The sequence below is a fragment of the Streptomyces sp. NPDC058326 genome (assembly GCF_042879855.1).
In the GTDB taxonomy this organism is placed as follows: Bacteria; Actinomycetota; Actinomycetes; order Streptomycetales; family Streptomycetaceae; genus Streptomyces.
On sequence record NZ_JBHVZO010000002.1, the window covers coordinates 473,352 to 497,310 of the forward strand.

At 70.6% G+C, this 23,959-nt stretch carries 16 protein-coding genes and 1 tRNA gene; 8 read left to right on the forward strand and 9 right to left on the reverse strand.

The genetic code is table 11. The features are described 5' to 3' along the window. Positions 1–152: 152 nt before the first annotated feature. The 6 genes from ACFVYX_RS04925 to ACFVYX_RS04950 all read right to left on the reverse strand — a co-directional run bounded on the left by ACFVYX_RS04925 (position 153) and on the right by ACFVYX_RS04950 (position 7,854). Positions 153–1,853 carry a S8 family serine peptidase gene (locus ACFVYX_RS04925; RefSeq protein WP_389680052.1) on the reverse strand — a complete coding sequence of 567 codons (1,701 nt, stop codon included), beginning with the start codon at positions 1,851–1,853 and terminating at the stop codon, positions 153–155. Between the two features lie 658 nt (positions 1,854–2,511). Continuing rightward, positions 2,512–3,378: a GNAT family N-acetyltransferase gene (locus tag ACFVYX_RS04930; protein WP_389679882.1), complete on the reverse strand. Its 867-nt coding sequence runs from the start codon at positions 3,376–3,378 to the stop codon at positions 2,512–2,514. 182 nt (positions 3,379–3,560) lie between these two features. Beyond that, on the reverse strand, positions 3,561–4,460 hold the full coding sequence (locus tag ACFVYX_RS04935) for a hypothetical protein (RefSeq protein ID WP_389679883.1): 900 nt from the start codon (positions 4,458–4,460) through the stop codon (positions 3,561–3,563). Beyond that, a complete protein-coding gene (locus ACFVYX_RS04940) occupies positions 4,457–5,464 on the reverse strand; it encodes an SPFH domain-containing protein (RefSeq protein WP_389679884.1) in 1,008 nt (335 codons plus the stop codon). The genes ACFVYX_RS04935 and ACFVYX_RS04940 overlap by 4 nt, the downstream gene beginning before the upstream one ends. 318 nt (positions 5,465–5,782) lie before the next feature. Continuing rightward, positions 5,783–7,030 (reverse strand): DMT family transporter, encoded by a 1,248-nt coding sequence (locus ACFVYX_RS04945; RefSeq protein ID WP_389679885.1) that lies wholly within the window; start codon positions 7,028–7,030, stop codon positions 5,783–5,785. Further along, the gene (locus ACFVYX_RS04950; protein WP_389680053.1) at positions 7,027–7,854 is read right to left on the reverse strand and encodes a phosphatase PAP2 family protein; all 828 of its coding nucleotides are present in this window, start codon (positions 7,852–7,854) and stop codon (positions 7,027–7,029) included. Before ACFVYX_RS04950 ends, ACFVYX_RS04945 begins: the two co-directional genes overlap by 4 nt. Positions 7,855–8,064: 210 nt before the next feature. Here ACFVYX_RS04950 and ACFVYX_RS04955 point away from each other — a divergent pair, with 210 nt between their 5' ends. Both ACFVYX_RS04955 and ACFVYX_RS04960 read left to right on the forward strand, forming a co-directional pair. Further along, on the forward strand, positions 8,065–8,667 hold the full coding sequence (locus ACFVYX_RS04955; RefSeq protein WP_389679887.1) for a TetR/AcrR family transcriptional regulator: 603 nt from the start codon (positions 8,065–8,067) through the stop codon (positions 8,665–8,667). A 112-nt stretch (positions 8,668–8,779) separates the two neighbouring features. Continuing rightward, a complete protein-coding gene (locus tag ACFVYX_RS04960) occupies positions 8,780–9,145 on the forward strand; it encodes a DUF488 domain-containing protein (RefSeq protein WP_389679888.1) in 366 nt (121 codons plus the stop codon). A gap of 10 nt (positions 9,146–9,155) precedes the next feature. Here the strand turns inward: ACFVYX_RS04960 and ACFVYX_RS04965 are convergent, their stop codons facing one another. Beyond that, positions 9,156–9,692: a DUF309 domain-containing protein gene (locus ACFVYX_RS04965; RefSeq protein ID WP_389679889.1), complete on the reverse strand. Its 537-nt coding sequence runs from the start codon at positions 9,690–9,692 to the stop codon at positions 9,156–9,158. A 161-nt stretch (positions 9,693–9,853) separates the two neighbouring features. Here ACFVYX_RS04965 and ACFVYX_RS04970 point away from each other — a divergent pair, with 161 nt between their 5' ends. The 6 genes from ACFVYX_RS04970 to ACFVYX_RS04995 all read left to right on the forward strand — a co-directional run bounded on the left by ACFVYX_RS04970 (position 9,854) and on the right by ACFVYX_RS04995 (position 20,319). After that, entirely contained in the window at positions 9,854–12,592 is a 2,739-nt protein-coding gene (locus ACFVYX_RS04970) for an ATP-binding protein (protein ID WP_389679890.1), read from the forward strand. Between the two features lie 53 nt (positions 12,593–12,645). After that, positions 12,646–12,719, forward strand: a tRNA-Pro gene (locus ACFVYX_RS04975). An 815-nt stretch (positions 12,720–13,534) separates the two neighbouring features. Next, entirely contained in the window at positions 13,535–14,074 is a 540-nt protein-coding gene (locus ACFVYX_RS04980; RefSeq protein WP_389679891.1) for a hypothetical protein, read from the forward strand. Between the two features lie 13 nt (positions 14,075–14,087). Then, the gene (locus tag ACFVYX_RS04985) at positions 14,088–16,832 is read left to right on the forward strand and encodes a KGGVGR-motif variant AAA ATPase (protein ID WP_389679892.1); all 2,745 of its coding nucleotides are present in this window, start codon (positions 14,088–14,090) and stop codon (positions 16,830–16,832) included. 183 nt (positions 16,833–17,015) lie between these two features. After that, positions 17,016–19,274 carry a hypothetical protein gene (locus ACFVYX_RS04990; RefSeq protein ID WP_389679893.1) on the forward strand — a complete coding sequence of 753 codons (2,259 nt, stop codon included), beginning with the start codon at positions 17,016–17,018 and terminating at the stop codon, positions 19,272–19,274. A gap of 598 nt (positions 19,275–19,872) precedes the next feature. Beyond that, positions 19,873–20,319 carry a subtilase-type protease inhibitor gene (locus ACFVYX_RS04995; protein WP_389679894.1) on the forward strand — a complete coding sequence of 149 codons (447 nt, stop codon included), beginning with the start codon at positions 19,873–19,875 and terminating at the stop codon, positions 20,317–20,319. Between the two features lie 208 nt (positions 20,320–20,527). On the opposite strand, the gene ACFVYX_RS05000 is transcribed toward ACFVYX_RS04995, so the two are convergent. After that, positions 20,528–21,964 (reverse strand): endo-1,4-beta-xylanase, encoded by a 1,437-nt coding sequence (locus ACFVYX_RS05000; RefSeq protein WP_389679895.1) that lies wholly within the window; start codon positions 21,962–21,964, stop codon positions 20,528–20,530. A gap of 811 nt (positions 21,965–22,775) precedes the next feature. After that, positions 22,776–23,801 carry a LacI family DNA-binding transcriptional regulator gene (locus ACFVYX_RS05005; RefSeq protein WP_389679896.1) on the reverse strand — a complete coding sequence of 342 codons (1,026 nt, stop codon included), beginning with the start codon at positions 23,799–23,801 and terminating at the stop codon, positions 22,776–22,778. Positions 23,802–23,959: the final 158 nt, after the last annotated feature.

Genomic DNA, 23,959 nt, shown 5'->3' on the forward strand with positions numbered 1-23,959 from the left:
GTCCAGGCCCCTTGTCCGGCATACGGACAGCGCACCCCGGCGGAGCGGTGCGTCAGAACGCCAGGACGCGCCCGTGGTGTAGACCACGAGCGCGCCGCTGACCAGCAGTGATGCTGTTGTGGGGGGTGTCTCAGGGGTGGAGCGGTGGTGCCTTAGAAGGTGAGGCTCCACGAGTCGATGTAGCCGGTGTCACCCGAGGCCACATCGCGGACCTGAAGCTTCCAGGTGCCGTTGGCGACCTCGCTCGACGCGTCGACCGTGTACGTGGTCAGGACGTTGTCGGCACTGTCCGAGGAGGAGGACGCCTTGAGGTTGCGCACCGTGCCGTCGGGGGCGATCAGGTCGATGACCAGGTCCCCGCGCCAGGTGTGCTTGATGTCCACGCCGACCTTGAGGGCGGCGGGCGCGTTGCCCGTGCGGCCGGTGACGGCGATCGAGGACGACACGGTGGTGTTGTCGGAGATCGTCACGTTCGTCGCGTTGGAGAAGACGGTGCCGGTCGGCGGCGTGGTGGTGCCGGTGACGGCGTCCACGGTCTTCGCGGTGTCGGCGATACCGGTGCCGCAGCCGCCCGAGCAGGTGCCGGGCAGCGGACGGGCGTTGGTCTTGATCGCGGACTCGATCTCGGCCGGGGTGAGGGTGCTCTTGGCCGACTTGAGCAGCGCGGCGAGGCCGGCGATGTGCGGCGCGGCCATCGAGGTGCCCTGGTAGGGCTTGTAGTTCTCGACCGACTGGGTCGTCGTGCCCGAGTTCAGCGTGGAGTGGATGCCGTTCTCGGGGGTGGTGACGGTACCGGGCGTGTCCGTGGCGCGACGGGTCTCGCCGCCGGGTGCGGCCACGTCCACGATGGTGCCGTAGTTGGAGTAGTACGACCGGTTGCCCTCACGGCTGGTCGACGCCACGTTGATGACGTTCGAGCAGTTCGCGGGGGTGAAGCCGGAGGCGTTGGCGTTGCTGTTGCCCGCGGCGACGACGACGGTGGTACCGCGCGAGACGGCGCCGTTGATGGCGGTCTGGTAGACGCTCGGGCAGGTGGAGCTGGCGCCGCCCAGGCTCAGGTTGATGACCCTGGCCGGGTTCGCGTTGGCCGGGACGCCCGGCACGGTGCCGCCGGAGGCCCAGGTGATGGCGTCGGCGATGTCGGCGGACGAGCCGCCGCACTTGCCGAGCACCCGCACGGGCTGGATCTTCGCGTTGTACGCGATGCCCGCGATGCCCTTGGTGTTGTTCGTGACGGCACCGATGGTGCCGGCCACGTGGGTGCCGTGCCAGGAGGAGTTCGAGGCGCGCGAGCCGGTGCCGCACTCGCCGTCGGTGGCGTTCCAGTCGCCCTCGTCCTTGGCGTCCGCGTCGCGGCCGTTGCCGTCGCGGGCGTCGGCGGAGGTCGAGATGAAGTCGTAACCGGCGACGACGTTGGCGGCCAGGTCCGAGTGGGCGGCGTAGCCGGTGTCGATGACGGCGACGGTGACGCCGGAGCCGGTCGTCTTGTCCCAGGCTGCAGGAACGTTCATGCCGCCGGTGGGCTCGAAGAGGTCCCACTGCTTGGCGTAGTCCGTGTCGTTCGGCGTGACAGCCATCGCGTAGGCGCGGATGTCGGGCTCGACCGAGGCGACCGACGGGTCGGCGCGGAACGCGTCCATGACCTCCGTCAGATCCTGCTTGCTGGCGCTGTCGCCCAGGTCGACCAGGGCGCCACCGCCGGCGAGGCGGCGCTCGAAGGAGAGCTTCTCGCCCGTCTTCGCGGCCTTCTCGGCCGTGTCGCTCTTCGCGGCGGTGTTGGAGCCGGCCTCGGCGGCCTGGCTCTTGTAGGTGACGATGACCTTCTCGACCGGGGCGCTGGGGAGCGCCCGCATCGTCTGCGAAGCCGGAGCCGGCTTCGGGGTGGCAGCGCCCGGGGCGGCGGCGAACGCCCCGGTGGTGGCAGCGGCGCCGAGGATCGCGGCGCTCGCGACCACGGATATGACTCTCCGCCTGGAACCGTTCAAGGTGTGGCCCTTTCGAGTACGACGTAACTGCGGAGCAGTGGCGGCGGCGCGGGACGCACGGGGCGAAGTGGGGTCGCTGTCCGTCGGTCCCTGGGCTTGGGGAGCCCGTGCGCCGCCACCGGCGCGACGGCCCGGGTCAAGGCCGCCCCCGGCGGACGCCACCCTCCTCATGCACCTGTCAGGGTGCGTTCGGGGGATGATATCTGCCGGTGCGGAGGACAGTAGGGAACGGGAGGGTGAACCCGATACGGGGAAAACCCTTGTCACCCCTCAGGGGGCGGCGGGGGGTCGGCGAGGGGAGGGGACGCCGATGTCCTGGGGCGATGCCCTGCGCCGATGCCCCGGGCCGGTGGCTGTGCGGACGGGGGTGCCAGGGGGGCTGGGGGTGAGGGCCGAGGGGGCGAGGTGCAGTTGGGCCGTCAGCGGGCCGTCGCCGGGGCGCCGCCGGCCGTCGCCGGGACGCCGCCGGGGCGCCGCTGGGCCGTCGCTGTGGAAGGGGCCGGGATCGCTGGGCGGGGCCGGGACCTCAGCCGAGTTCCAGCGTCGTGACGCCGTAGACGCGCTCGTGCGGCACCGGGCGGACCGGGCCCGTGTACATCCTGGCCGTCTCGAACGTCGGCCGGAGGCCCCTCTCCTCGGCCAGCCGCGCCGCCGCCGGGTTCGACTCCGGCATGTCGACCGCGATCCGGGCCGAGCCGAAGTCCCGTGCCTCGGCGGCGAGCGCGTCGAGCAGGGCGGCCGCGTCGTCCGGGGTGTCGGCGAACAGCGGCCCCACCCGGGCCTCGTCCTGAGCCGGGCGAACCACCCCGTATCCGGTCACCCGTCCGTCGACGACCCGGACCAGCGCACGATGGCCGGGAGTCGCCAGCCAGGCGGCGAGGAAGCGGGGCCGGTCGGCGTGGTGGCAGGCGCTGTCGTACGCGGCGACGGCGGCCGGATCGACCCCCCGGGCGGCCACCACACCGGCCGCCGGACCGTCGGTGGCCGGGACCTCGCCCACGTAACGCGCCGTGCGGTACGCCGTGGAGAAGCCGGAGCGCCGGTAGTTGTCCTGCTGCGCGGGCACTCCGTCGAGCCCGACGGACCGGTCGCCCGCGTGGGCGAGCGCGGCCCGCCAGGTGGCCACACCGTGACCGAGGCCACGAAGTTCCGGACGTACGAGGTAGAAGCCGAGGAAGGCGTACGCGTCGTCGTAGGTGACGACGGAGACGGCGGATACGGGCTCCCCGTCGATCCGCCCGAGGAAGAAGCCCCGGGGGTCCTGCGCGAAGAAGGCCCGGGCGTCGGAATGTCCGGGATTCCACCCTTCCTCGGCGGCCCAGGAACGCACGAGCTCCCAGTCTTCCGCCGTGGCGCGGGAGATGGAAAGCGAGCCGGAGGAGACGGGAGCCACGGAGAATCCTTCAACAGCCGGGAGCGGGCGGGCGGGTGTCCGGGCGCAGGGAAATCCAGACAAAGCGCGCCGAGCATAGCGCCGGTCGGGACCGGGCCCGTCGGCGGCCGATCGATTCCGGCCGCGGGGCCCCCGGTGGTTCGTCCCCTCCGTCGGCGCCCCCGCGGTCGCGTCGGCGCCTCTCAGTGGACGAGGCGCAGGCGGGGGCCGGCGAGCGAGAGGCGGACGGTCTGGCCCCATGTCAGCTCCAGAGCGTCCGATTCGACACCGTCGCCGAACGCTACGAGACGGTCCGACTCGACGGTGAGGCGCAGACCCTCGCCCGGGTCGAGGAGGCCCTCCACACGGCTCGTTCCGGTCGTCGGCGACGGCCAGGCCTCGCGGACGAACCAGGCGAGCCGGGCGTCCGCGGGTGCGGGCAGCGTCAGTGCGCTGGAGCGCTGCTCCCACAGTGACCGCAGCCAGCCCGTGGCACCCGTGCCGGTGCCGACCAGCACTCCCGACGAGGCCTGGGGTTCGGGCGGCGCCTCCGTCGCGTCCAGGTCGAGCGTGTAGCGGGCCGTCTGGTGCCCGCGGGGGCCGACGTAGATCTCGTTCAGGGCGAGCAGCCGCTGGGCGTCGTCCGTGACGGCCTCGACCATCGTCAGCTCGTCGGCCGTCGCCCCGGCCCCCGCCGCGTACGGCAGCAGCCGGCGCGCCCGGTCCGCGCGGTGGCGGACCAGGACGCCGGCGTTGCGCCCGGGGTCGGCGTCGATCCCGATGACGGGCTGACCGGTGAGGTACTTCGCCGCGTTGGCGACCAGGCCGTCCTGTCCGACCACGACGACCACGTCCTCGGGACCGAACAGGAACCTGTCCAGATCGGCGCGCTCCACCCGGGTCTGCCGCCACGTCAGTGGCACCGCGGCCGCCACCTCGGCGAGCGCCCGGCGCGTGCGCTCGTGCCGCTCGCGGACGGCCTCGACCGAGCGGCCGCGCGCGGAGAGGAAGAACGCGGCCTGGCCGTGCGTACCGTGCCGGGCGAGCAGCTCCTCGTACTCCGTGGTCCGGTGCACGAGCACCGCGCGCGGCGCGAGGCTCACGACCGTGCCCCGCCCTCGCCCAGCTTGGCGAGCAGACCGGTCACCACGTCGGGCGAGAGCGTCAGGTGTTCGATCCGGGGCAGGTTCTCGGCCGCCGTCGTCACGGCGAGGGCGTGCAGGGTGGCGGGGTCCACCTCCGCGTGCGCCCGCAGCCATCCGGACTGCGCCCCGGCGCGCGCCTCGCCGACCTCGCGCGCCGCCTCGGCCTCGGCGCGTGCGAGGCGGACCTTCCGTACGGCCTCGGCCTCGGCCCGTACCGCGTCGGCCGCCGCGTTCTCCTCGGCCTCGCGGCGTGCGTTGGTGCCGCGCTGTTCGACGAGCCGCTCCTCCTGCCGGGCCAGTTCGATCTTGCTGGCGAGTTCGTTCTCGGCGATGGCACGTTCGCGTTCGACGGCGACGGCGCGACGCTCGTACGTGGCCCGGTCGGCCTCCTGCTGGATCTGCTCGCGGGCGGGGGTGCGCAGGGCCCGCTCCACCTCCGGTTCGGGGCGGATCGCCACCACCCGGACCGCGACGACCTCGATGCCGGTGGCCGGCAGTCGGGGCTCCGCGCCGAGCCCGGACGTGACCCGGTCCCGTACCGCCGCCACGCCGTCGACGAGCGCCTCGGCGAGGGAGGTGCGGGCGAGGACGTCGAGGGCGTGCTGCTGGGCGGTCTCGGTGAGGAGGGTGGCGATCTGCTCCAGCGGTGCGCCGCGCCACGCGCCCGTGTCGGGGTCGATGGAGAAGTCGAGCCGGGTGGCCGCGGCCGCCGGGTCGCCGATCCGGTACGTGACGGTGGACTGGACGCTGACGTCCTGGAAGTCGGCGGTACGGGCGTGGAAGGCCATCGCCAGTTCGCGGTCGTTCACCGGGACCTCGGAGAGGGCGGCGGTGAGCGGCCGGAACCAGAAGCTCAGCCCCTCACCGTCGTGCGCGAGCCGGCCGCGGCGCTGGTGGCGGATGTGCGCGGTGGGCGCGGAGCGCAGATGGCGCCAGCCGGCTCGCCGGGTGATGTCTGCCATGGTGGAGTACCCCCTTGTCGTCAGGTTGACGATAGGAGGCGGGGTGGGTTGTCGTCAAGGTGACGAATTCTGGAGCTGGGGGTGTGGGGCCCGGTGAGCGGGAGGCGGGGCGAGCGCCCCCAATCTGGGCCCGCGCCCCCGCGTCCGGTGCAGGCCTCCGGCGCTGTGACCCTTTGGGCGCGGGGTCTTGAGCACGTCTCCGCTCTGCTGGCCGCGGCGCAGTTGGGCATCACGCTCCGCACCGCACCCCAGGCGCCAGGCCTGTGCCGTGCGCACCCCTGCGCCCGGTGCCGGCCGTGCCCCGGGCGTCGTTCTTCCTCAGCCCGCGACCGGCGCGTGTACCGCCTCGGTCTTCGGCCCGGCCGGGCCGAAGAGGGGCAGGCCGGTGACGGACTGTTCGGCGGCGGACCGGCCGGCTGCGGTCGGCTCGGCGCGGGCCGGGGCGATGGCACCCGGCCCGGGGGCGACGGCTCCTACGGCGGCGCGTCCGGCGGTCGTGGCGACCCCGACCGTGGTGGCGCCCCCACCAGGGGCGGCAGTGCCCCTCACCCCAGGCTCTCCCTTGGTGACGCCGCTGCGCCGCGACGGCACCGCCAGCCTCTCCCCGGCTCCACGCGCACGCGTGGGAACGGCCCGCCCGGCCTCCGGGGCCGGAGCCGGTTCGGGGGCTCCCTTCGTGAGCAGGACCACGCCCCGGGCCGCGACCAGCGAAGCGGTGGCCGCGACGAGCCAGCCCCACGCCCCCGCGCGGAACGTCTCGCCGAGCAGCGCCACCCCGATCACGGCCGCCGCCGCCGGGTTGGACAGGTTCACCACGGCGAGGGGCGCGGCGAGACCACCCCGGTAGGCGGCCTGCGAGAGCAGAAGTCCGCCCGTCGCGAAGCCCGATACGAGGAGCGCGAGCAGCGTGGTCTGCCACCAGGCGGGCGTGCCGCCCGGCAGCTCGCGCGCGAACGCGGCCGTCAGCGTCTGGGTGAGCGCGGAGGCGACGCCGGAGGCGATGCCGGAGGCCGTGGCGTGGCCGAGTCCGCGGGCGGCCCGGTCTCCCGCCGTGCCCGGTCCCGCCCCGTGCGCGCCGCCGTGCTCGCGCCCGCGCGGCCGGCCGGAGGCGAGCGCGGCGATCAGGAGCGCCGTCGCCGCGGCGACGACCAGGGACTCGCGCAGGCTGAGCGCCTCGCCGGGAGCCGTGGGACCGGTCACGGCGACCAGTCCGACGAGGCCGCCGAGGGTCCACAGGGCGCCGCGCCACTCAGTACGGGTGACCCGGCGCCGTGCGTAGTACGCGCCCAGCGGCAGTGCCGCCACGAGCGTCAGCGCGCCGAGCGGCTGGATCAGGGTCAGCGGACCGTAGTGCAGGGCGGCCACGTGGGCGAGGGCCCCGGCGGCGTTCAGACCGACCGCCGACCACCACTGCCCGCGGGTGAGCAGGGAGCGCAGCGCCCCGCGCCCGTCCTGGACGGGGGAGGCGGCGGCGAGCCGGGACTGGGAGACGGCGGCGAACGCGTATCCGGCGGCCGAGACGAGCGAGAGGAGCACCGCGATGACGGTGGCGGCGGCGGGGTTCATCGGAGGGCTCCGGCCGGGAGAGGGGTGGTCCCGAGCGTGCGGGGTGCGAGTGGGGGCGCCGTCAGGCGGCCCGGCGCGCGGACGGCGAGCAGGGCGAGGCCGAGGAGCGCGGCGGCGGCGAGCGCGTCGAACCAGTAGTGGTTGGCGGTGCCGACGATGACGAGCAGGGTGATCAGCGGATGGAGCAGCCACAGGAGCCGGCGGCGGGACCGGGTGGCGGCGATCAGGCCGATCGCGACCATCAGGGCCCAGCCGAAGTGCAGCGACGGCATGGCCGCGAACTGGTTCGCCATGGAGTCCGTCTCCGGGGTGGCCCCGTACACGGAGGGGCCGTAGACCCGGGCGGTGTCGACGAGTCCGCTGGCGGCGAGCATGCGCGGCGGCGCGAGCGGCATCAGCAGGTGCAGGGCGAGGGCGGCGGCGGTGACGAGCGCGAGCACGCGGCGCGACCACACGTAGTGGGCGGGCCGCCGCCAGTAGAGCCAGACGAGGAAGGCGAGGGTGGCCGGGAAGTGCACGGCCGCGTAGTAGGTGTTCGCCGCCCGGATGAGCGGTTCGCCGTGCAGGAGCAGCTGCTGAATCGTTCCCTCGCCCGGCAGGTGGATCGCGCGTTCGGCGTCCCAGACGCGGTCGGCGTTCCGGAAGGCGCGGGTCTCGTGGCCGTTGGCGAAGAGCCGGCCGAACTTGTAGACGAGGAAGAGCGCGGTCACGAGCGCGAGCTCGCGCAGGAGGGGCGGTCTGGCGGATTCGCCGGAGGGCTCGTCGCCCGCGCCCTCCTCCGGCGTGCCCCCGGCGTGCCCGGCGGGGCCGGGGGCAGGTGTCAGCCCCGGTCCTGCAGGACGAGGTCCTCGTATCCCGCGTATCCCGGCAGCCATCGCGCGGCCCTTCTCACTCATCAGCAATCAGTCAAATCGGCAGAAACGGAGGAAGCCTAGATCCGATTTCATCGAGACGCAACCGTCTCGATACGTTTGCGTCTCGATTGTGCGCCCCCTACTCTCGTATGTGCAGACACAGGTGTCCGGGAGGGTTCGATGTCCACAGAGGCCGCGACCGCCGCAGCCCGTCGCAGCAAGATCACGCCGGAGCGCGAGACGGAGCTGTACGACGCCGTCCTCTGCCTCCTGCGCGAGGGCGGCTACGACTCGGTGACCATGGAGGGCGTCGCGGCCCGCACCAAGTGCGGCAAGGCCACCCTCTACCGCCAGTGGGGCACCAAACCGCAGCTCGTCACCGCGGCGCTGGCCCGGCGGCGCTGCACGGTGTTCACCGGCATCGACACCGGCACCCTCGCCGGGGACCTCCGCGAGGCGGCCCGTATCGCCGCCTCCCATCACGAACGCGACGCCGAACTCATGGAGGCCGTCGCCCAGGCCTTCATCCAGCACCCCGACCTGCGCGCCGCGCTGCGCGAGACCGTCATCGCCCCCGAGGTCGCGGCGATCGACGCGGTGGTGGCACGAGCGGTCGAGCGCGGCGAGATCGACGCCGGCAACCCGGCGATCGGATTCGTCGCCCCCTGCTTCCTCGGCATGCTCCGCATCGAGCGGCTCTTCGAGGAACGCTTCACGGACGCCTCGACCATGCGGACCTTCGTCGACGCGATCCTCCTCCCGGCGCTGCAGGCCAAGAACTGACCCCGGGCCGCCCGCCGCCGGACGGTCGAGGACCGCCCGTCACGGGGCGGCGGCCCGTCACCGGGAGCAGCGTCGACAGGACAGCCCCAGGCGCTTCCTGCACCCTGGAGCCATGCCCGCACGCAGTCACGACGTCCGCGTCCGCCGGGTCTACGAGCCCCCGTCGCCCGACGACGGCGTCCGGGTCCTCGTCGACCGGCTCTGGCCGCGCGGACTCGCCAAGACGGACGCCCACATCGACGAATGGCCCAAGGCCCTCACCCCGTCGACCGAACTCCGCCGCTGGTACCACGGCCCGGAGGGGGAGTACGAGGAGTTCTGCCGCCGGTACGAGGCCGAACTCGCCGCCCCCGAAGCCGCCGCGGCCCTCGACCGGCTACGGGACCTCGCGGCCGGGAGCACGGTCACGCTCCTCACGGCCGCCAAGGACCCGGACGCCGGCCACACCTCGGTGCTGCGACGCGAGCTGGACCGGTGAGCCTCCGCTCCTAGAGGGTGTCCCGGCGCAACCTGGGCGCCTCGGTGGCGGCGTCGACCGGCGCGGGGTCCACCCCTTCCGTACGTACGGCCTCCGTACGGTCCGCCAACTCCCGTGCCCACGACACGAGCCCGCCCACGTCGATGCCGTACGCCGCGCCGGCCGCCGGGCTTCCGGGCCGCCCGCCCGCCAGGCGGTCGGCGCCACGGCGCAACAGCCGCGCCCCGCCCGCCGCGTTGCCGCGGGCGGTGTGCGTCAGACCCACGGCGAGCTGCGCCAGCCCCTGCCACAGCTCCCGTTCCGACTCCGGGCCGGACTTCCAGGCGTCCTCGAAGACCTCGTGGGCGTGGAAGGGCATTCCGGCGTCGAGCAGCCGCTGCGCCTCGCGCAGGGTCTCGGCGGGGTCGCGCACGACGCCCTCGGGCTGCCGGGGCACTCCCTCCGCCCCGTACGGCAGCGGTCGGCCGAGCCCGTCCCGGGGGCGCGCGCTGCGGGCCCGTCCCTCGTCGTCACGGTCCCTGCCACGGTCATTCGCCGTCGGTTTCACCCGCCCATTGTCACCCTTTGGACGATCAGGAGCGCTAGGCTCAACGATCCAGTGAATCACTGGTCCGCGTGGGTCGCGCGGGTCACGTCAAGGCAGTTGCTCGTGTGGGGAGTGAGTCACCGGTGCCGTCGGAATCCGAACAGTCGCCACCCGTCAGGCCCTTGGAGACCCCCGACGGTCCCGCGCGCGCCGTGGCCTCCGTCGCCACGCGCCACGACGGCCTGCTCGAACGCGGGCCGGAGCTCGCCGCCGCGGTCCACGCCGTCGACGAACTCGTCGCCTCGGCCGTGGCGGGCGGACCCGCGCACGGCGGCATCCTCGTCTACAGCGGAGAGCCCGGAATCGGCAAGACCGCGCTGCTCGCCGAGATACGCCGCACCGCACAGGACCGGTGCACCGTCCTGACCGCCCGGGGCGGCGAGACCCTGACCTCGGTCCCCTTCCACCTCACCCGCCAGCTGCTCCAGCCCGCCCTGGACGGTTTCGCCGCCGAGGACGTCCGCCACCTCTTCGGCGAGCACTACGACCTCCTCGCCCCCGCGCTCGGGCTCGCACCGCCGCCCTCGCCCTCGGCCGCGCCCGCCGACCCCCAGGGCGTGCGGGACGGACTCGCCAGGCTCCTGAAGCGTCTGGCGGAACGGCTGGGGGACCGGCCGCCGGTGCTGCTCGTGGACGACGCGCAATGGGCCGACGCCGAATCCCTGGCCTGGCTCGACACCTTCACCCGGATCCGCGGGGACCGTCGGCTGCCCGCCCTCGTCGTCCTCGCCCACCGCCCCCTGCCGACGGAACCGAGCGGCCCCGGTGTGCCCACCACCCTCGCCGAGCTCGGCGACCGCGCCGTCCTGACGCTCGGCCTCCACGCCCTGACGCCCGCCGCCACCGCCGCGCTCGCCCGCGACACGCTCGGCGGCAACGTCGACGAGCCGTTCTGCCACGAACTGTGGACCGTCACCGCCGGGAACCCGTACGAGACCGTCGAGCTGCTCGCCAAGGTCCGCGACCGGATGCTCGAACCCGTCGCCGGTTCGGCCGGACAGCTCCGCGACCTCGGCGCGGCAGCGCGCGGCGGTGGCCTCGTCTCCCGCCTGGAGGAGCTCGGCTCCGGCCCCACCCGCCTCGCCTGGGCCATCGCCGTCCTCGACTCGGACAGCACACCGAAGCTCCTCGCGGAGCTCACGGGCATGCGCCCGGCCGACGTCGCCGAGTACACCGACCGGCTCCGCGACGCCCGGATCGTGCAGACGAGGCCGGCGGTCACGGCCTCCGCCGCGGACCGTCTGGAGTTCGCGCACCCGCTCATCGCGACCGCCGTCTACGGATCGGTACCGCCGGCTTTCCGGACCGCTCTGCACGGCCGCGCCGCCTGGGCGCTCACGGCGGCCGGGCACGGCCCCGCCGCCGTCTCACGGCACCTCCTCGAAGTGCACCCGGACGACGACGAGGACGTCGTCAGCCAGCTGCGGGCCGCCGCCGTCGAGCACCTCGCCGTCGGAGCGCCCGAGGCGGCCCGCCGCTGCCTGGGGCGCGCCCTCGCCGAACCGCCCAGGCCGGAGACGTACGCCAGGGTCCTCTACGAACTGGGCTGCGCGTCCCTGCTCACCGCACCCGCCGCCACCGTCCGCCATCTGCGCTCCGCGCTCGACCTGCCCGGTCTCGACGACGCCCTGCGCATCGACGCGACCCACCGGCTCGCCCAGGCCCTCGCCCACGACAACCAGCTCCAGGAGGCCGCGAGGACCGCCGGCGCCGCCGCCGCCAGGACCCCGTCCGGCATCGGCCGCCGACGCCTCCAGGCCGCGCACTTCATGTTCGAGGGGTTCCAGGCCGCGGAGAAGGACGGCATCGGCCGCTCCCGCCGCCTCGCCGAGCTGACCGAGCACTTCACCTGCTCCGACAACTCCGAGCGGGCCCTCGTCGCCGTACGGGCCTTCGACGGGATGATGCGCGGCGAGCCCGCCGACGACGTCGTACGACTCTGCGACCGCACCCTCGTCGACGGAGCACCCGCCCGCGGCCTCGGCTGGACCGACACGACCTGGGGCTTCGAGATCCCGGCGCTCACGGGCATCGCGTACGCGTTCTCCGACCGTCCCGACCGCGCCCAGGCCCTGTTCGGCGAGGCGGTCCGGGCCTTCGAGATCTCCGGCTGGAGCGGCGCCCACCTCGCCTTCGCCCACACCCTCCTCGGCCTGGTCCACCGGCGCCGCGGAAACCTGCCCCGGGCGCAGCACCACCTGGAGGAGGGCCTCAGGCTCGCGGACCGGGTCGGCACCGGGCTCCCCGTCCACTGGGACACGGCATGCCTCCTCATCGACACCCTGGTCGCCCGGGGCCGTACCGCCGAGGCGCGGAGCGTCGCCGACCAGTACGCCTTCGGCCCGCCGTGGCCGGGCGCCATCGTCCTGCCCGACGGTCCGAGCGTCCTCGGCCGGCTGCTGCTCGCCGAGGGCAGGCGCGAGGAAGCGGTGGCCACCCTCGAAGCGGCGGCCGAGTCTCTGGCCGGCCGTGGCAGGCACCACGGCCTCTGGGCGCCCTGGCCCTTCGAGCTGGCCCGCGCACTCGCCACCACCGACCCGGACCGCGCGGTGCGCGTCGCCACCGAGGCCCACGCCCACGCCGAACGCCTCGGCACCCCGACCGTCCTCGGCGAAGCGCTCCGCTGCCTGGCCCTCTTCGCCGAGCCCGACGAGTCCCGGCGTCTCCTCACCCAGGCCGTCGAACACCTGGCCGCCTCCCCCTCCCGCTACGAGGAGGCCCGCGCCCGCCTGGACCTCGCCCACGCGACGGGCTCCGCCGCCGCCCTCGCCGAAGCGACGTCCCTGGCCGCCACCTGCGGCGCGGACACCACCGCCCCGGACCCGGTGACAGCCCGTGCGTCATCCCACCCTCCGGAGTGAGGTAATGTTTTCCCTGCACGCCGACGCGGGAGAAACCCCGCGAAGACGCGCACCGGGACGTGGCGCAGCTTGGTAGCGCACTTGACTGGGGGTCAAGGGGTCGCAGGTTCAAATCCTGTCGTCCCGACTCGAAAGAGTCGCAGGTCAGGGACCGTTTCAGAGTAATCTGAAACGGTCCCTGACCGTTTTGGGTACCACTTGGGGACCAGTGCACTTGACCGGGGCGAAGCACACCTTGACCCAGTAAAGTGCGTTGATCATGGAGATGCGGCTCCTGCCCGGATCACCTCGTGTAGGTGGGTACCGTGGGCCCTTCTCTTCAGTTCCGCTGAGTCGCTGCACAGCCGGGGATGCGCTGGGACGGCTAAGCTGCCTGCACGGGACCACGGCAGTCAGATCGGCGTGATCGGTGGCAATGACGTCGGCACCGAGGTCACCCGCGCCGCCGAGCCTATCGGGGAGCGATCAAGCCGTCCGTCGCAGCAGCTTGCCGCACGGCTGCTCGAAGCCGGTCGGGCTCATTGCTTCGACCTGCCACATTCTGTACGTGAGCAGTGCCGATGCCGGTGCGGACGGTGGTTCGTAGGGTTGCTCGACAGGTCCGAGGCCTGATGGCGTCAACAGGTCGAGGACTGTACCGAAAGCCGACGAAGATCAGGAGATAGCACCTCCAACGGACGGCCCAGGCGAGTCCGACCGGCCCGCGACGAGGCTGCCTGGTTCTGAGGCGCTCGCCTACTCACTCTCCCTGCCCTTGGTCAGCCTCGCCAGGAGTACGCTCTGGCCACGGGCCGAGGCACACGGCGGATGAGGCGGACGGTTCTTGAGCAGCCGGAGATTCGCTGGGTGATGGGGGCGCCGTGCAGCTGAAAGAGCCAGATCCGGATGACGGTGAGGAAGAAGGAAGTTCTCGCTCTTTGAGGCCTGACCGGGAGAGTGTTCATGGAACCCTCATTGGACCTCGGCCTGTTTGGTGACGATACCTCAGCTGATGAGCAGGCGGGCCTGTTTCGGACGTTTGATCACATCGGCGTCGTGGTAACCAGTTGCGGTGCGATGATGTGCGGCATGGTGCTTCACGTGGGGGTGGCTGCGCTCCGTAAACGATGGGTGCAGTTGCGGGACAGTGCGGGCAAAGTGGCGGATGGTGGGGATACGGTCACCTCCTGCCTCCTTCTCTTCTATGCAGCGGAGTGCGCCCTCAAAGAGAGGGTTCTGGCGCGTCGCGGCCTTCGGGACACTTCGCATCTCGAGCCGACACACGATCTCTGGAAGCTGGCAAGGGACTTAGGCCTGCCGCGGCACCTGGGAGCTGCGCTCAAGGGGATGAAGAACTGCCGCGCTGTTGGGCAGCCGGGAGTGAACGTGGCTCTACCCGACCTGCACCAGGCCTGGCGTTATGGTGTGAAACTGCATGTCGAGGACGAGAAGAAGGCCCGTGACCTGCTGGACGAGCTCATCTCATGGTGCGAGCAGGACTGAGGGGGATCGAGTCATGGCAGAACTGGAAAAGCTGGAGATCATGGACAGCGGAATCGTGTCTCCTGGCCACCTCTTCAGCTGGGTGGACGTGGATGAGCATTTGACCAGTTTGGCTCTGGCGGGGGATTGGCCCGACTGGCTCGTTGCCGCGGACGGCTGGTGGGACTGTCTGGAACTGGTCACCAGGAGTACCGTCGAGCCCGAAACAGTGAAGCGCTGGCTGGACGAAGTGTTCGGCACCGGATCGGCCGGGTGGGTTGACGGCGAGCTGCTGCTCGGCCTCGACGATCCTCGGACCACCGAGTTCACCGGGTTGCGGGTCGAGCTCACCGTGGATGCTGAGCAACCTGGTGCGGCGAGGAGGCGCGTGCCGTTGCTGCGGGAGAAGCACATCACGCGCCAGCTGGCAGAACCTCTTCAGCGACCTGATGCGCTAACTTTCGCTGACGATGTGCAGCTCATGGCATTCCACTCCTTCAAGGGGGGCGTCGGGCGCACCGTGCACGCGGTGGCAGTCGCCGACAGACTGGCACGGAGCGGGGGCAAAGTCCTGCTGATCGACGCCGACCTGGAGGCTCCTGGTATCACCTGGATGCACGCGGAGCAGGGCGGACAGTGCGACTTCACGTACGAGGACTTCATCACTCTGCTGCAGGGTGCGGAGAACGGTGACTCTGCGACGGCGGTCGACATCGCAGTCGCATACCTGCCCAATCAGCAGGCCGGCCACTACGCGAGTGGCGGGAGTGTCACTGTCATGCCATCGAGCCGTCGTGTGACGTTGGCTCCGCCAAGGATCGAGCCTGCGGACCTTCTCTCCCCCGGGCGGTCAGTATATTTCGTGACGGAGGCGCTGGCAGCTCTGGGATCACGGCTCGGAGCGGACACGGTGGTCGTTGACCTCAGGGCGGGTGCTTCGGAACTCTCTGCACCGGTGCTTCTTGACCCTAGAGTTCAGCGTATCTTCGTCACTACGTTGAGTCATCAATCCTTGGCTGGCACGGAACTGATGGTTCAGCAGCTTGGTCGAAAGGCACCCACCGTTCAAGGTACCGACCCCGCAGCGTCGGTCATTGTCACCCAATACCGGATGGATACTCACACTGCTCTGGCGGATGCTGCGCGCAGCAGGCTTTCGGCAGCTCTGGGAGCTGTGCTCCGTGGACCGGAGGGGCGTGACGGAGACGACACGGAAACCGTCGATGCGGCGCTGCTCGCCCAGCCAGTGCTGAGCCCCTTCAGGGAGGAGCTTCTCGCACTCCCTTCCTCCTGGGATGCGGTGTTGGACGTGATTTCGTCGTGTGGCGTCGCCGACGGACTCGAGTCCCTCCTTCCGGCCCCCGCACCCCGCATCAGGGCTGGCTCTGCGCCCGAGGTAGCGGTGGACTACGGTCAATTGCGGCGCAATCTCGCTCGGACCGCGGGCAACCTCGTCTATGCAGAACAGAGCGGGCTCTCCTCGGCCGGTGGCTTCCTCGTTACAGAACCGCTCCGTCGGCTGCTCGCTGACCACCGGACCGAGCTGCCGCAGGCCCTTGTAGTAGGGGCGAAGGGAGCAGGTAAGACTTTCATGTACGCGAAGGCATGCGCCGCGCGGACATGGCAGACGTTTGCGGAGCAGTCCGGGATCAGAGGGGTCACGGTCGAAGCGCCGATCGTTCCCGTTCTGGAATCAGCGAACCTGGAGAACGGGGGTCTCGAGCCACAAGACCTGCGTGATGCCTTCGCGTCAGCGCACGGAGACGTGCCACGACGGAATGTCACCGCATCGAGTATCTCGGACAGGCTGAAAGCTGGTCTGGGGAGGCTCGGCGGTCAGGATGAACTCGGTTGGCGGAGTCTTTGGCTGGAGTGCCTGGCCATGGCCTGCGGACTGGAAGTCTCCGAGCAGCGTACTTCAGAAGAGGTGTTGATCGATCTTGGTCGACGAGCCAAGGCGGTTTTCGTGATCGACGGCCTCGAGGACCTCATGCAGAACCTAGACAACGATACGAAGCGGACGGCATTGAGGGTTCTGCTGATCGACGTCCTGGGATGGCTTCGGTCGCTGCGCGGCCGGCCCTTCGGCCTCGTGGTGTTCGTCCGGCGCGACCTTGTCACCGGGGCGGTTCGGCAGAACACTGGGCAGCTCCTCGGCAGGTACGATCACTACGCCTTGCATTGGAGTAAGGAAGAGGCGCTGCGCCTGGCGCTCTGGGTGACTGCACACGCCGAAGCACTGCCTGAACCGGTTCCGCTCTCCGGGATCACCGATCTTTCGGCGGATGAGCTGATCGACAGGCTCATCCAGGTGTGGGGCTGGAAGATGGGCAGCGCGAAGTCTCGCGAGGCACGATCCCACCTGTGGGTCCCTGCGGCACTCGGGGATTTCAACGGCCAGGTGCAGGCACGCGACGTAGTCATGTTCCTTGCAACGGCTGCCAAGAATTCGGAGCAGTACAACGACACGGTGGACGATCGTGTGCTCGTCCCCACCGCAATGCGCAAGGCCTTGCTCGAATGCAGTAGGAACAAGATCGCTTCAGTGGGGGAGGAGGACAAGGAGATTGGTCGGCTGCTGGTGCACATGCAGGGGCTCGGCCACTCGGTCCTGGTTCCCTTCGAGCTCGATCAAGTCGAGCTGACTGTTGCGGAGGCTGACCTGCTGATCGAATCCGGGGTCTTCAGCAAGGGGTCCGACGGACGCTACTGGGTGCCGGAGATCTATCGACACGGTCTCGGGTTCAACAGTGAGCGCCGTGCGAGGGTGCTCTGGTAACAGCGGCTGCCGACGGACTGCGGTGCCCCACGAGCTCAGCCGATTCGGGGTGCGGCTGCGGACGAGGTGAGTCGGTAACGTATTCCGCCCTACATCCGGCGGGAAGTTGCCGCTCCCTCACGTCCGTCCGCACGTGGCTGCACTTGCGGACTTGCCGACCGGAATGGATGAAGGGCTCTTCGTGTGGCGGCACGTGTGTCGGTGCTCGGCTCTAAGCTCGCGAGGCATGAGAAGGGGGAGTTCGTGCGCGACCGCATGCTGACAGCCGATGTACCGCTCGGGCCGTTCGAGGGCACCAAGATCACCGTCCATTCGGCGAAGGGCAAGAGCGCCAGATTGCATGTCCGGAGGGAATGCGGCCTGCTCCGTACGACCCACGTGACGACGACCGAGATCCCACTGAGCGCGGACGTGGTGGAAAGGTTCTGCTCGGGTTGCGCGGACTGGGGCCCGAGGGTCCGGCCGACATCCGGGCTGGGCATCTTCCTGGCAGCGCTTGGCGGAGCGGGGTTGCTTCATCAGCTGCAGGCCTACGTAGAGCCGGACGAGGATGTGTACTGGCCCCAGGGCGAGGTGCAGGCCGCAGCTGAGCTCCTGCGCTCGGAGCGGGATCCTGCGAACGAGGACGACGACGAACGGTGGGAAGCGCGCAGGGAGGCCGGGGAGCTGCAGGAGCGGGTGTTGTCCCGCTGGCGTCGTGCAGCGGGGAGCCTTTGCCGAGCGCAGGCCGTTGTCGCCGACTTCCCTTGGCTGGCGGACTGGGCGAGGCCGAAGCTGTTGGCGAAGGAGGGCTACCTTGAGAGTCTCCGGGCGCAGGCGGCCCTCTTCGTGGAGCCGGCCGGTCTCGTCGTAGCCGCTGCGGCAGCCGCACTGGGAACGCCCTCGCTGCCCGCCGACGATCACGCCTTCGCGGTGCTCGGCAACCGCAGTCAGATTTCCACTGGCTTGAGCGCGCTATGGCGTAGGTGGCAGTACGCGGCCGAAGACGGCTGGGAGGGGTCGGCCTCCCGGGCGTTCAGGCGTTATGACCTTGTGGAGGGCATCAGGTCGAACAAGAAGGGGCACGCGGAAGCTCTGGAAGGAGCCCGCCGCCTCATCCAGGCGTGGGAGGACGAGGCCCGCGCCGCGGCCGCGGTGACGGATCCGACACCGACGGTGTGGGTCACGGCACGCTTGCCGGAGGACACGGAGGAGCCTTCGCGCGGGGAAACACGTGATGCCCTGGACGGCCTGGATCGGTGGACCCTCGGGGTGGTGGTGACCTGGACCGTGACCGCCGACTGGAGCCGCCGCACCTTGACGCTCAAGGTCCCCACCCTTGTCGCCGACAGACTGCTCGCATCCTCGAGCGTCCTCTCCTGCGAGCGCGGGGCCGAAGCCGCGCCGGCGGAAGTCGTCTCCGAGGCGCACCCCGGCTTCCTGCGGCCCGGAGTCTTCGACGACACCGCCGTCTTCGATCGCCAGCCCGTTACCCTTGCTCACTTGCGGGCGCTGCGTAACTACTCGTACGCCGCCGACCAGCTCTACATCGTCTTTTCGACCAGCGGAGGAGCGGAAGTCCTGCCCCTCCAGGCCATCGAGAAGCGCGTCGAGCAGGGCTGGCTGGGCGTCATCGTCGCCGGCGCGTCGGATCTTCCCGAAAGCCTGCTCAGCACGTGGAACAAGGAAGTCGCCCCTACATCGGAGGCCGACGAGGGCCCTCACTTCGGCCATGACAGCGCAGCGCAGGATGACAGCTTGGGAGCTGACCTGGGTCTTGCAGGCGGGGCTCAGGCGGCTGTCCGATGGGTGCACGGGGAGCGTGCGAAGGAGCAGGATCTGCGGCTGCTGGCCATGGCACGCGGCGTTCCCGACCTGCGGAGCCTCGACACCGGCTACCCCGGCGTGCTGTCGGTCGCGGTCTGGGAGGGCTTGCTCACGCCCGGCCCCTTGGACCTGACGCCGTTCCGAGAGCCCGGCACCGACCGCTGGCGCCGCGGCGGCGGCCTACCACTGGGTGTTCTGGGACCGGTACAGATCTACGCCACGAACGCGGATCCCGCGTTCGAAGGTAAGGGACATTCACCCTTCTGCCGACACGCACGGGACCGAGGTCTCGCGCGGAGCGACGACCTCCTCAGTGTTTCCGACCTGCTGGCCCGTGACGACTGGGACTGGTGCAGCAAGTGCGGCGGCTACTCTGCGCGCCGGCTGACCGACACCCAGCTCTCTTACTACCGCGCTGCCCACAAACTCCACGACATCGCCGGCCGACTCGACGAGGAGCGCACCTACCGCTCTCCTGTTGAACCGGAAGCCCTGCGCAAGCAGCTCGAAGAGCTCGCGGACTGGCAGCCCGGCGGCCACGAGAACCTCAACTGGGACGGACGGTGGCGTTGGCGTGAGGTCGTCGGCGGCCTTCGCAACCGGGTCGAAAGGCGTCGGCTCGACATCGCTCCCTGACGCGCCTCGCCCGCCCAGCTGTCCGGGACCGCTGGGCGGGCCGAGGGCCAGGTGGCCTACTTGGGGACCAGTTGGGGACCAGCGCCCATGTTGATGGACGCACAGCACGCACGGATGTGCACGCCATGCGCCCATAGATTGCGGCATATGTCAGGAACTTTCCCCGGCCCCTCGATCTGGGGGTCAAGGGGTCGCAGGTTCAAATCCTGTCGTCCCGACTCGAAAGAGTCGCAGATCGAGGGACCGTTTCCGAGAAATCTGAAACGGTCCCTTGGTCGTTCTTGGGGTCTCTTCGAGGCCTTGGGTTCCGGACGATGACGAGCGGGTGCGGGTGGTCAAATCCCGAACCATTTCCGCGACGGCGCAGGTCAGCGGATTGTTCGAGCTTGGACCGCCTGTGGGCAGCCGCGCCCGGGAAGCGGGGCGGAGAACCGGAGCACCGCCTCCCAACTGGCCGAACGACCAGTCGGTAGGGGCCTGTCGAGGGCCACGGCCGGAAAGGTGCGACCAGGTGTGCGATCACCCTCCGCGTCGACAAGACTCCGGGGCGCAGCCGATCGGCTCGCATCACCCCTGTCACCCAGCGAAGGGACACCCCGTGCGCTACTTCCGTACCCTCGGCGCCACCGCGTTCGCCACCGCGACCGGCCTCGCGCTCGTCGGCACCGCCCTCAGCGGCACCGGCACCGCCGGGGCGGCGCCCGCGAGCCTCTACGCGCCGTCGGCGCTCGTGCTCACCATCGGTGAAGGCGCGCACCCGGAGACCGCCACCGTCGTCCGCGCGGTCACCCTGACCTGCGCCCCCACCCCGTCCGGCAGTCACCCCGCGCCGGCGTCGGCCTGCGGGGAACTGGCCGCCGCGGAAGGCGACTTCACGAACCTGACGGGCTTAGGGGACGGCCGCCCCTGTACGCGCGAGTGGAACCCGGTCACGATCACCGGTGACGGCGTCTGGCAAGGCCGCCGCGTCACCTGGTCGGAGACCTACGGCAACCCGTGCGAACTGCGGGCCCGCACGGCGGACGGCACGGTCTTCGCGTTCTGACGGAACCCCGGCCTGATCGCGCGACATCAGCCACCTGTCGGTGGGCGAGCCGCGGCAGTTGCTGCCGGAGCCACGCCCCCCGCCGCGCCGGGACGGTGGGCCCGTCCACACCGCCGGCCGCGAGGGGGACCGCCACCACGACGGCGAACCGGGAGCACCAGCGATTTCTTGGTGGGGCTTCACCGGTCCGCCCGTTCGCTGTGGCAGGTCAGCTGCGGGTCCAGCGCTGGTTGCCGCCGTTCCAGCAGGAGTAGAGCTGGATCAGGGTGCCGTTGGCCGTGCCGTTGGCGGTGGCGTCGAGGCAGAGGCCGGACTGGACGCCCACGATGGATCCGTCGGAGTTGAGGCGCCACTTCTGGTTGTCGCCACCCCAGCAGCTGTAGATCTGGACTTTGGCGCCGTTGCCGGTGCCGGCGGCGTCCAGGCACTTGTCGCCGTAGACCCTGAGCTCACCTCCGGCGGTGTGGGTCCACTGCTGGTTGGTGCGGTTGTTGCAGTCCCACAGCTGGAGCTGGGTGCCGTCGGTGGTGCTGGAGGCGGGCACGTCCAGGCAGCGGCCCGAAGCCACCCCCTTGATCTGTCCGGCACCGGGCGACGGGGGCGGCGTGGGGGAGACGGCGTTGAGTGCGTTGAGGACGGAGGTGTAGGCGGGCTTCTTGCTCCCGTCGCCGTTGAACAGGAGGGGCGTGTGCTCCGCCCGCCAGGAGTCGGTGTCGCGCACGCCCCAGACGGTGATGCCGAGGCAGCGCGGGACGGCGAGGCAGTCGTTGGTCACGTTGGCGTAGGTCGTGCCCGAGGCGCCCTGGATGTCGAGTTCGGTGATGGCCACGTCGACGCCGAGGGCGGCGAAGTTCTGCAGAGTGGTGCGGAAGTTGCTGTTGTAGGGGCTGTCGTTGTTGAAGTGCGACTGGAAGCCGACGCAGTCGATGGGCACGCCGCGCTGCTTGAAGTCCCGGACCATGGCGTACATGGCCTGGGTCTTGGCCCAGGTCCAGTTCTCGACGTTGTAGTCGTTGTAGCAGAGCTTGGCGGCCGGGTCGGCGGCGCGTGCGGCGCGGAAGGCGACCTCGATCCAGTCGTTGCCGGTGCGCTGCAGGTTGGAGTCGCGCCGGGCACCCGACGTGCCGTCGACGAAGGCCTCGTTCACGACGTCCCACTGGGTGATCTTGCCCTTGTAGTGAGTCATCACGCCGTTGATGTGGTTGATCATCGCCTGGCGCAGTGTGCTGCCGCTGAGGCTCTGCATCCAGCCGGGCTGCTGGGAGTGCCAGGCCAGGGTGTGACCGCGCACCGTCTTGCCGTTCTGCACCGCCCAGTTGTAGACGCGGTCACCGGCGGTGAAGTTGAACTGGCCCTGCTGGGGTTCGGTGGCGTCGATCTTCATCTCGTTCTCGGCTGTCACCGAGTTGAACTCGCGGCTCGCGATCGTCGTGTACGCCGAGTCGTTGAGCCTGCCCGACGCTATGGCGGTGCCGAAGTAACGGCCGCTCTGCGCCGCCGCGCTGCCGAGCGTGCTCTCGGCGGCGTGTGACGTCGGGGGAGCCACCAGCACGGCGGCGGAACTGAGGACGCCGACGATCAGCGCCGCACACAGGCTGCCCATCTTCCGGCGGACGGTGGATGGGGGAAGGGCGGGTGAGCGCATGACTGAACCTCCAGGACGGAATTCACGGAAGGATGTGAGCGCGGCGGAATTAATCCGCTCCGCCTTCGGCGACGTCTGTGTCCATGGGTAAGGACATGCGCCACCAAGGCGTAACGATGCAAGGCCGGCACCCCGGCACTTGGGCGGAGGGCGATGCCGCCTCGGGATTCAGTGTGGGAAATCTGGCAGAAACATGTCAAGAGTTTCGAAAGGGTTTCGGAACCCCGCCCTCATCGAAATAGTTTCGACGGGGGTGGGGCTCTGACCTGAGGCTTCCAAGGTCAAGCCTCTTTTTTCGTCCCGTGGCGAATCCTGGCCATGCAGGGTCCTTGCATTTCGGACCGACGGAGAGGGATCTGGGCCGGGTGTGGATGTCGCTTTCGGCGCATGTGCGCAGGAATCCGAACGAAGATTCCTGAGGGGAGAGATCCCGCTATGGGTGCCGAGCACTTCCTTGAATTCGCATGTGTCTCTTGCTGTGCGGACCGTTCCCGCCGGCTCGGATACGTGATGTCGAACCACGTGAAGTGGGCCTGGCTGGTGGACGGGCGGCCGTCGGAGGTGGCGTAGAGGCCGAGCTGGACGCTGTGAACAGGGGGTGAGAAAGGTGGCTTCGGCGGTGGTCAGGTCCTGCCAGGCGCCGTCGAGGAAGGAGCCCCGGAGCGGGAGATCGCCGCCGGACCATCCGACGGCCACGCCGATCTCGCCCAGGGACCGGCGAGTTGCCCCGCCTTCTCCTCCCATGACATCCGTATGAGCAGATCGGCGACGCGCACGGACGCGGGCACGAGGCCGCCACGCCGGGGACCGGTCACGGTTGCTCCTGGGGGCGGGGCGGGCCGGTGGAGAGCCGGACCTTGAGCTCGGTCGACAGTTCCATCCGGGGGCTGACCAGGGGCTGGCCCTCCAGCAGCTGGAACAGTGTGCGGGCGGCGACCCGGCCCATCTCCTCCAGCGGCTGGCGCACTGTCGTCAGCGGCGGTGACAGCCATTCGCACATCGGCAGGTCGTCGAAGCCGACCACGCTGAGGTCCTGCGGGATTCTCAGGCCGTTCTGCCGGGCGGCTTCGTACACGCCCATCGCCTGCTGGTCGCTGCCGGCGAAGATGGCGGTCGGCGGATCGGGGAGGGCGAGCAGCTCCCGAGCGCCCTGGAACCCGCCCTCGTGCTGGAAGTCGCCGAACCGGATCAGGTCGCGGTCGACCTCGATCCCGGCCCGCTCCAGGGCGGCCCGGTACCCGTCGATGCGGGCCTGGCTGCAGAGCATCTCCTTCCTGCCGCCGATCGTGGCGACCCGGCGGTGCCCCAGCTCCAGCAGGTGCTCGGTGGCGGCCAGGCCGCCCGCCCAGTTGGTCGCGCCGACGCTCGGAACGCCGTTGCCCGGCAGGTCGATCGGGTCGATGACGACCAGCGCCACACCGGCCCGTTCGACCTGGGCGCGCTGGGCCCGGGTGACCGAGGTGGTGACGAGGATGACGCCGTCACTGTGGTGCAGGACCGGCAGTGCGGCCCAACTCGACGGCGTGGCCTCGCCCGGCGGGACGAGCGACACGACGGTGCCTACGCTCCTCCGGGCGCACTCGGCCTCGACGCCGCGCAGTATCTCCACCGCCCACGCGCTGTCCAGGCCGCCGATGATCAGGTCGACCAGGCCCGACCTGCGAGCCCTGCCCTGCCGACCGGGCTGGAGGTAGTTGTGCGACCGCAGCAGGCCCTCGATCCGTTCGCGTGTCGAGGGTGCGACATCGGAGCGGCCGTTGATCACCTTGGACACGGTGGCCTGGGAGACCCCTGCCTCCGCGGCGATGACGGCCAGGGTCGGACGCTGCTCGCTCAACTTCTCTCCTCTGCGCGGACGACTTGGGTGGGCGATAGGTATCGCAAACTTTCGAAGAGTTTCTGGTCGGCGTGACTGCTTGTCAAGCCCATGAACAGCGGCTGTCTCTAGCGAAATTGACGAAAGCCTTGACCAGGAAGCCCCGCGTTCCTAGTTTG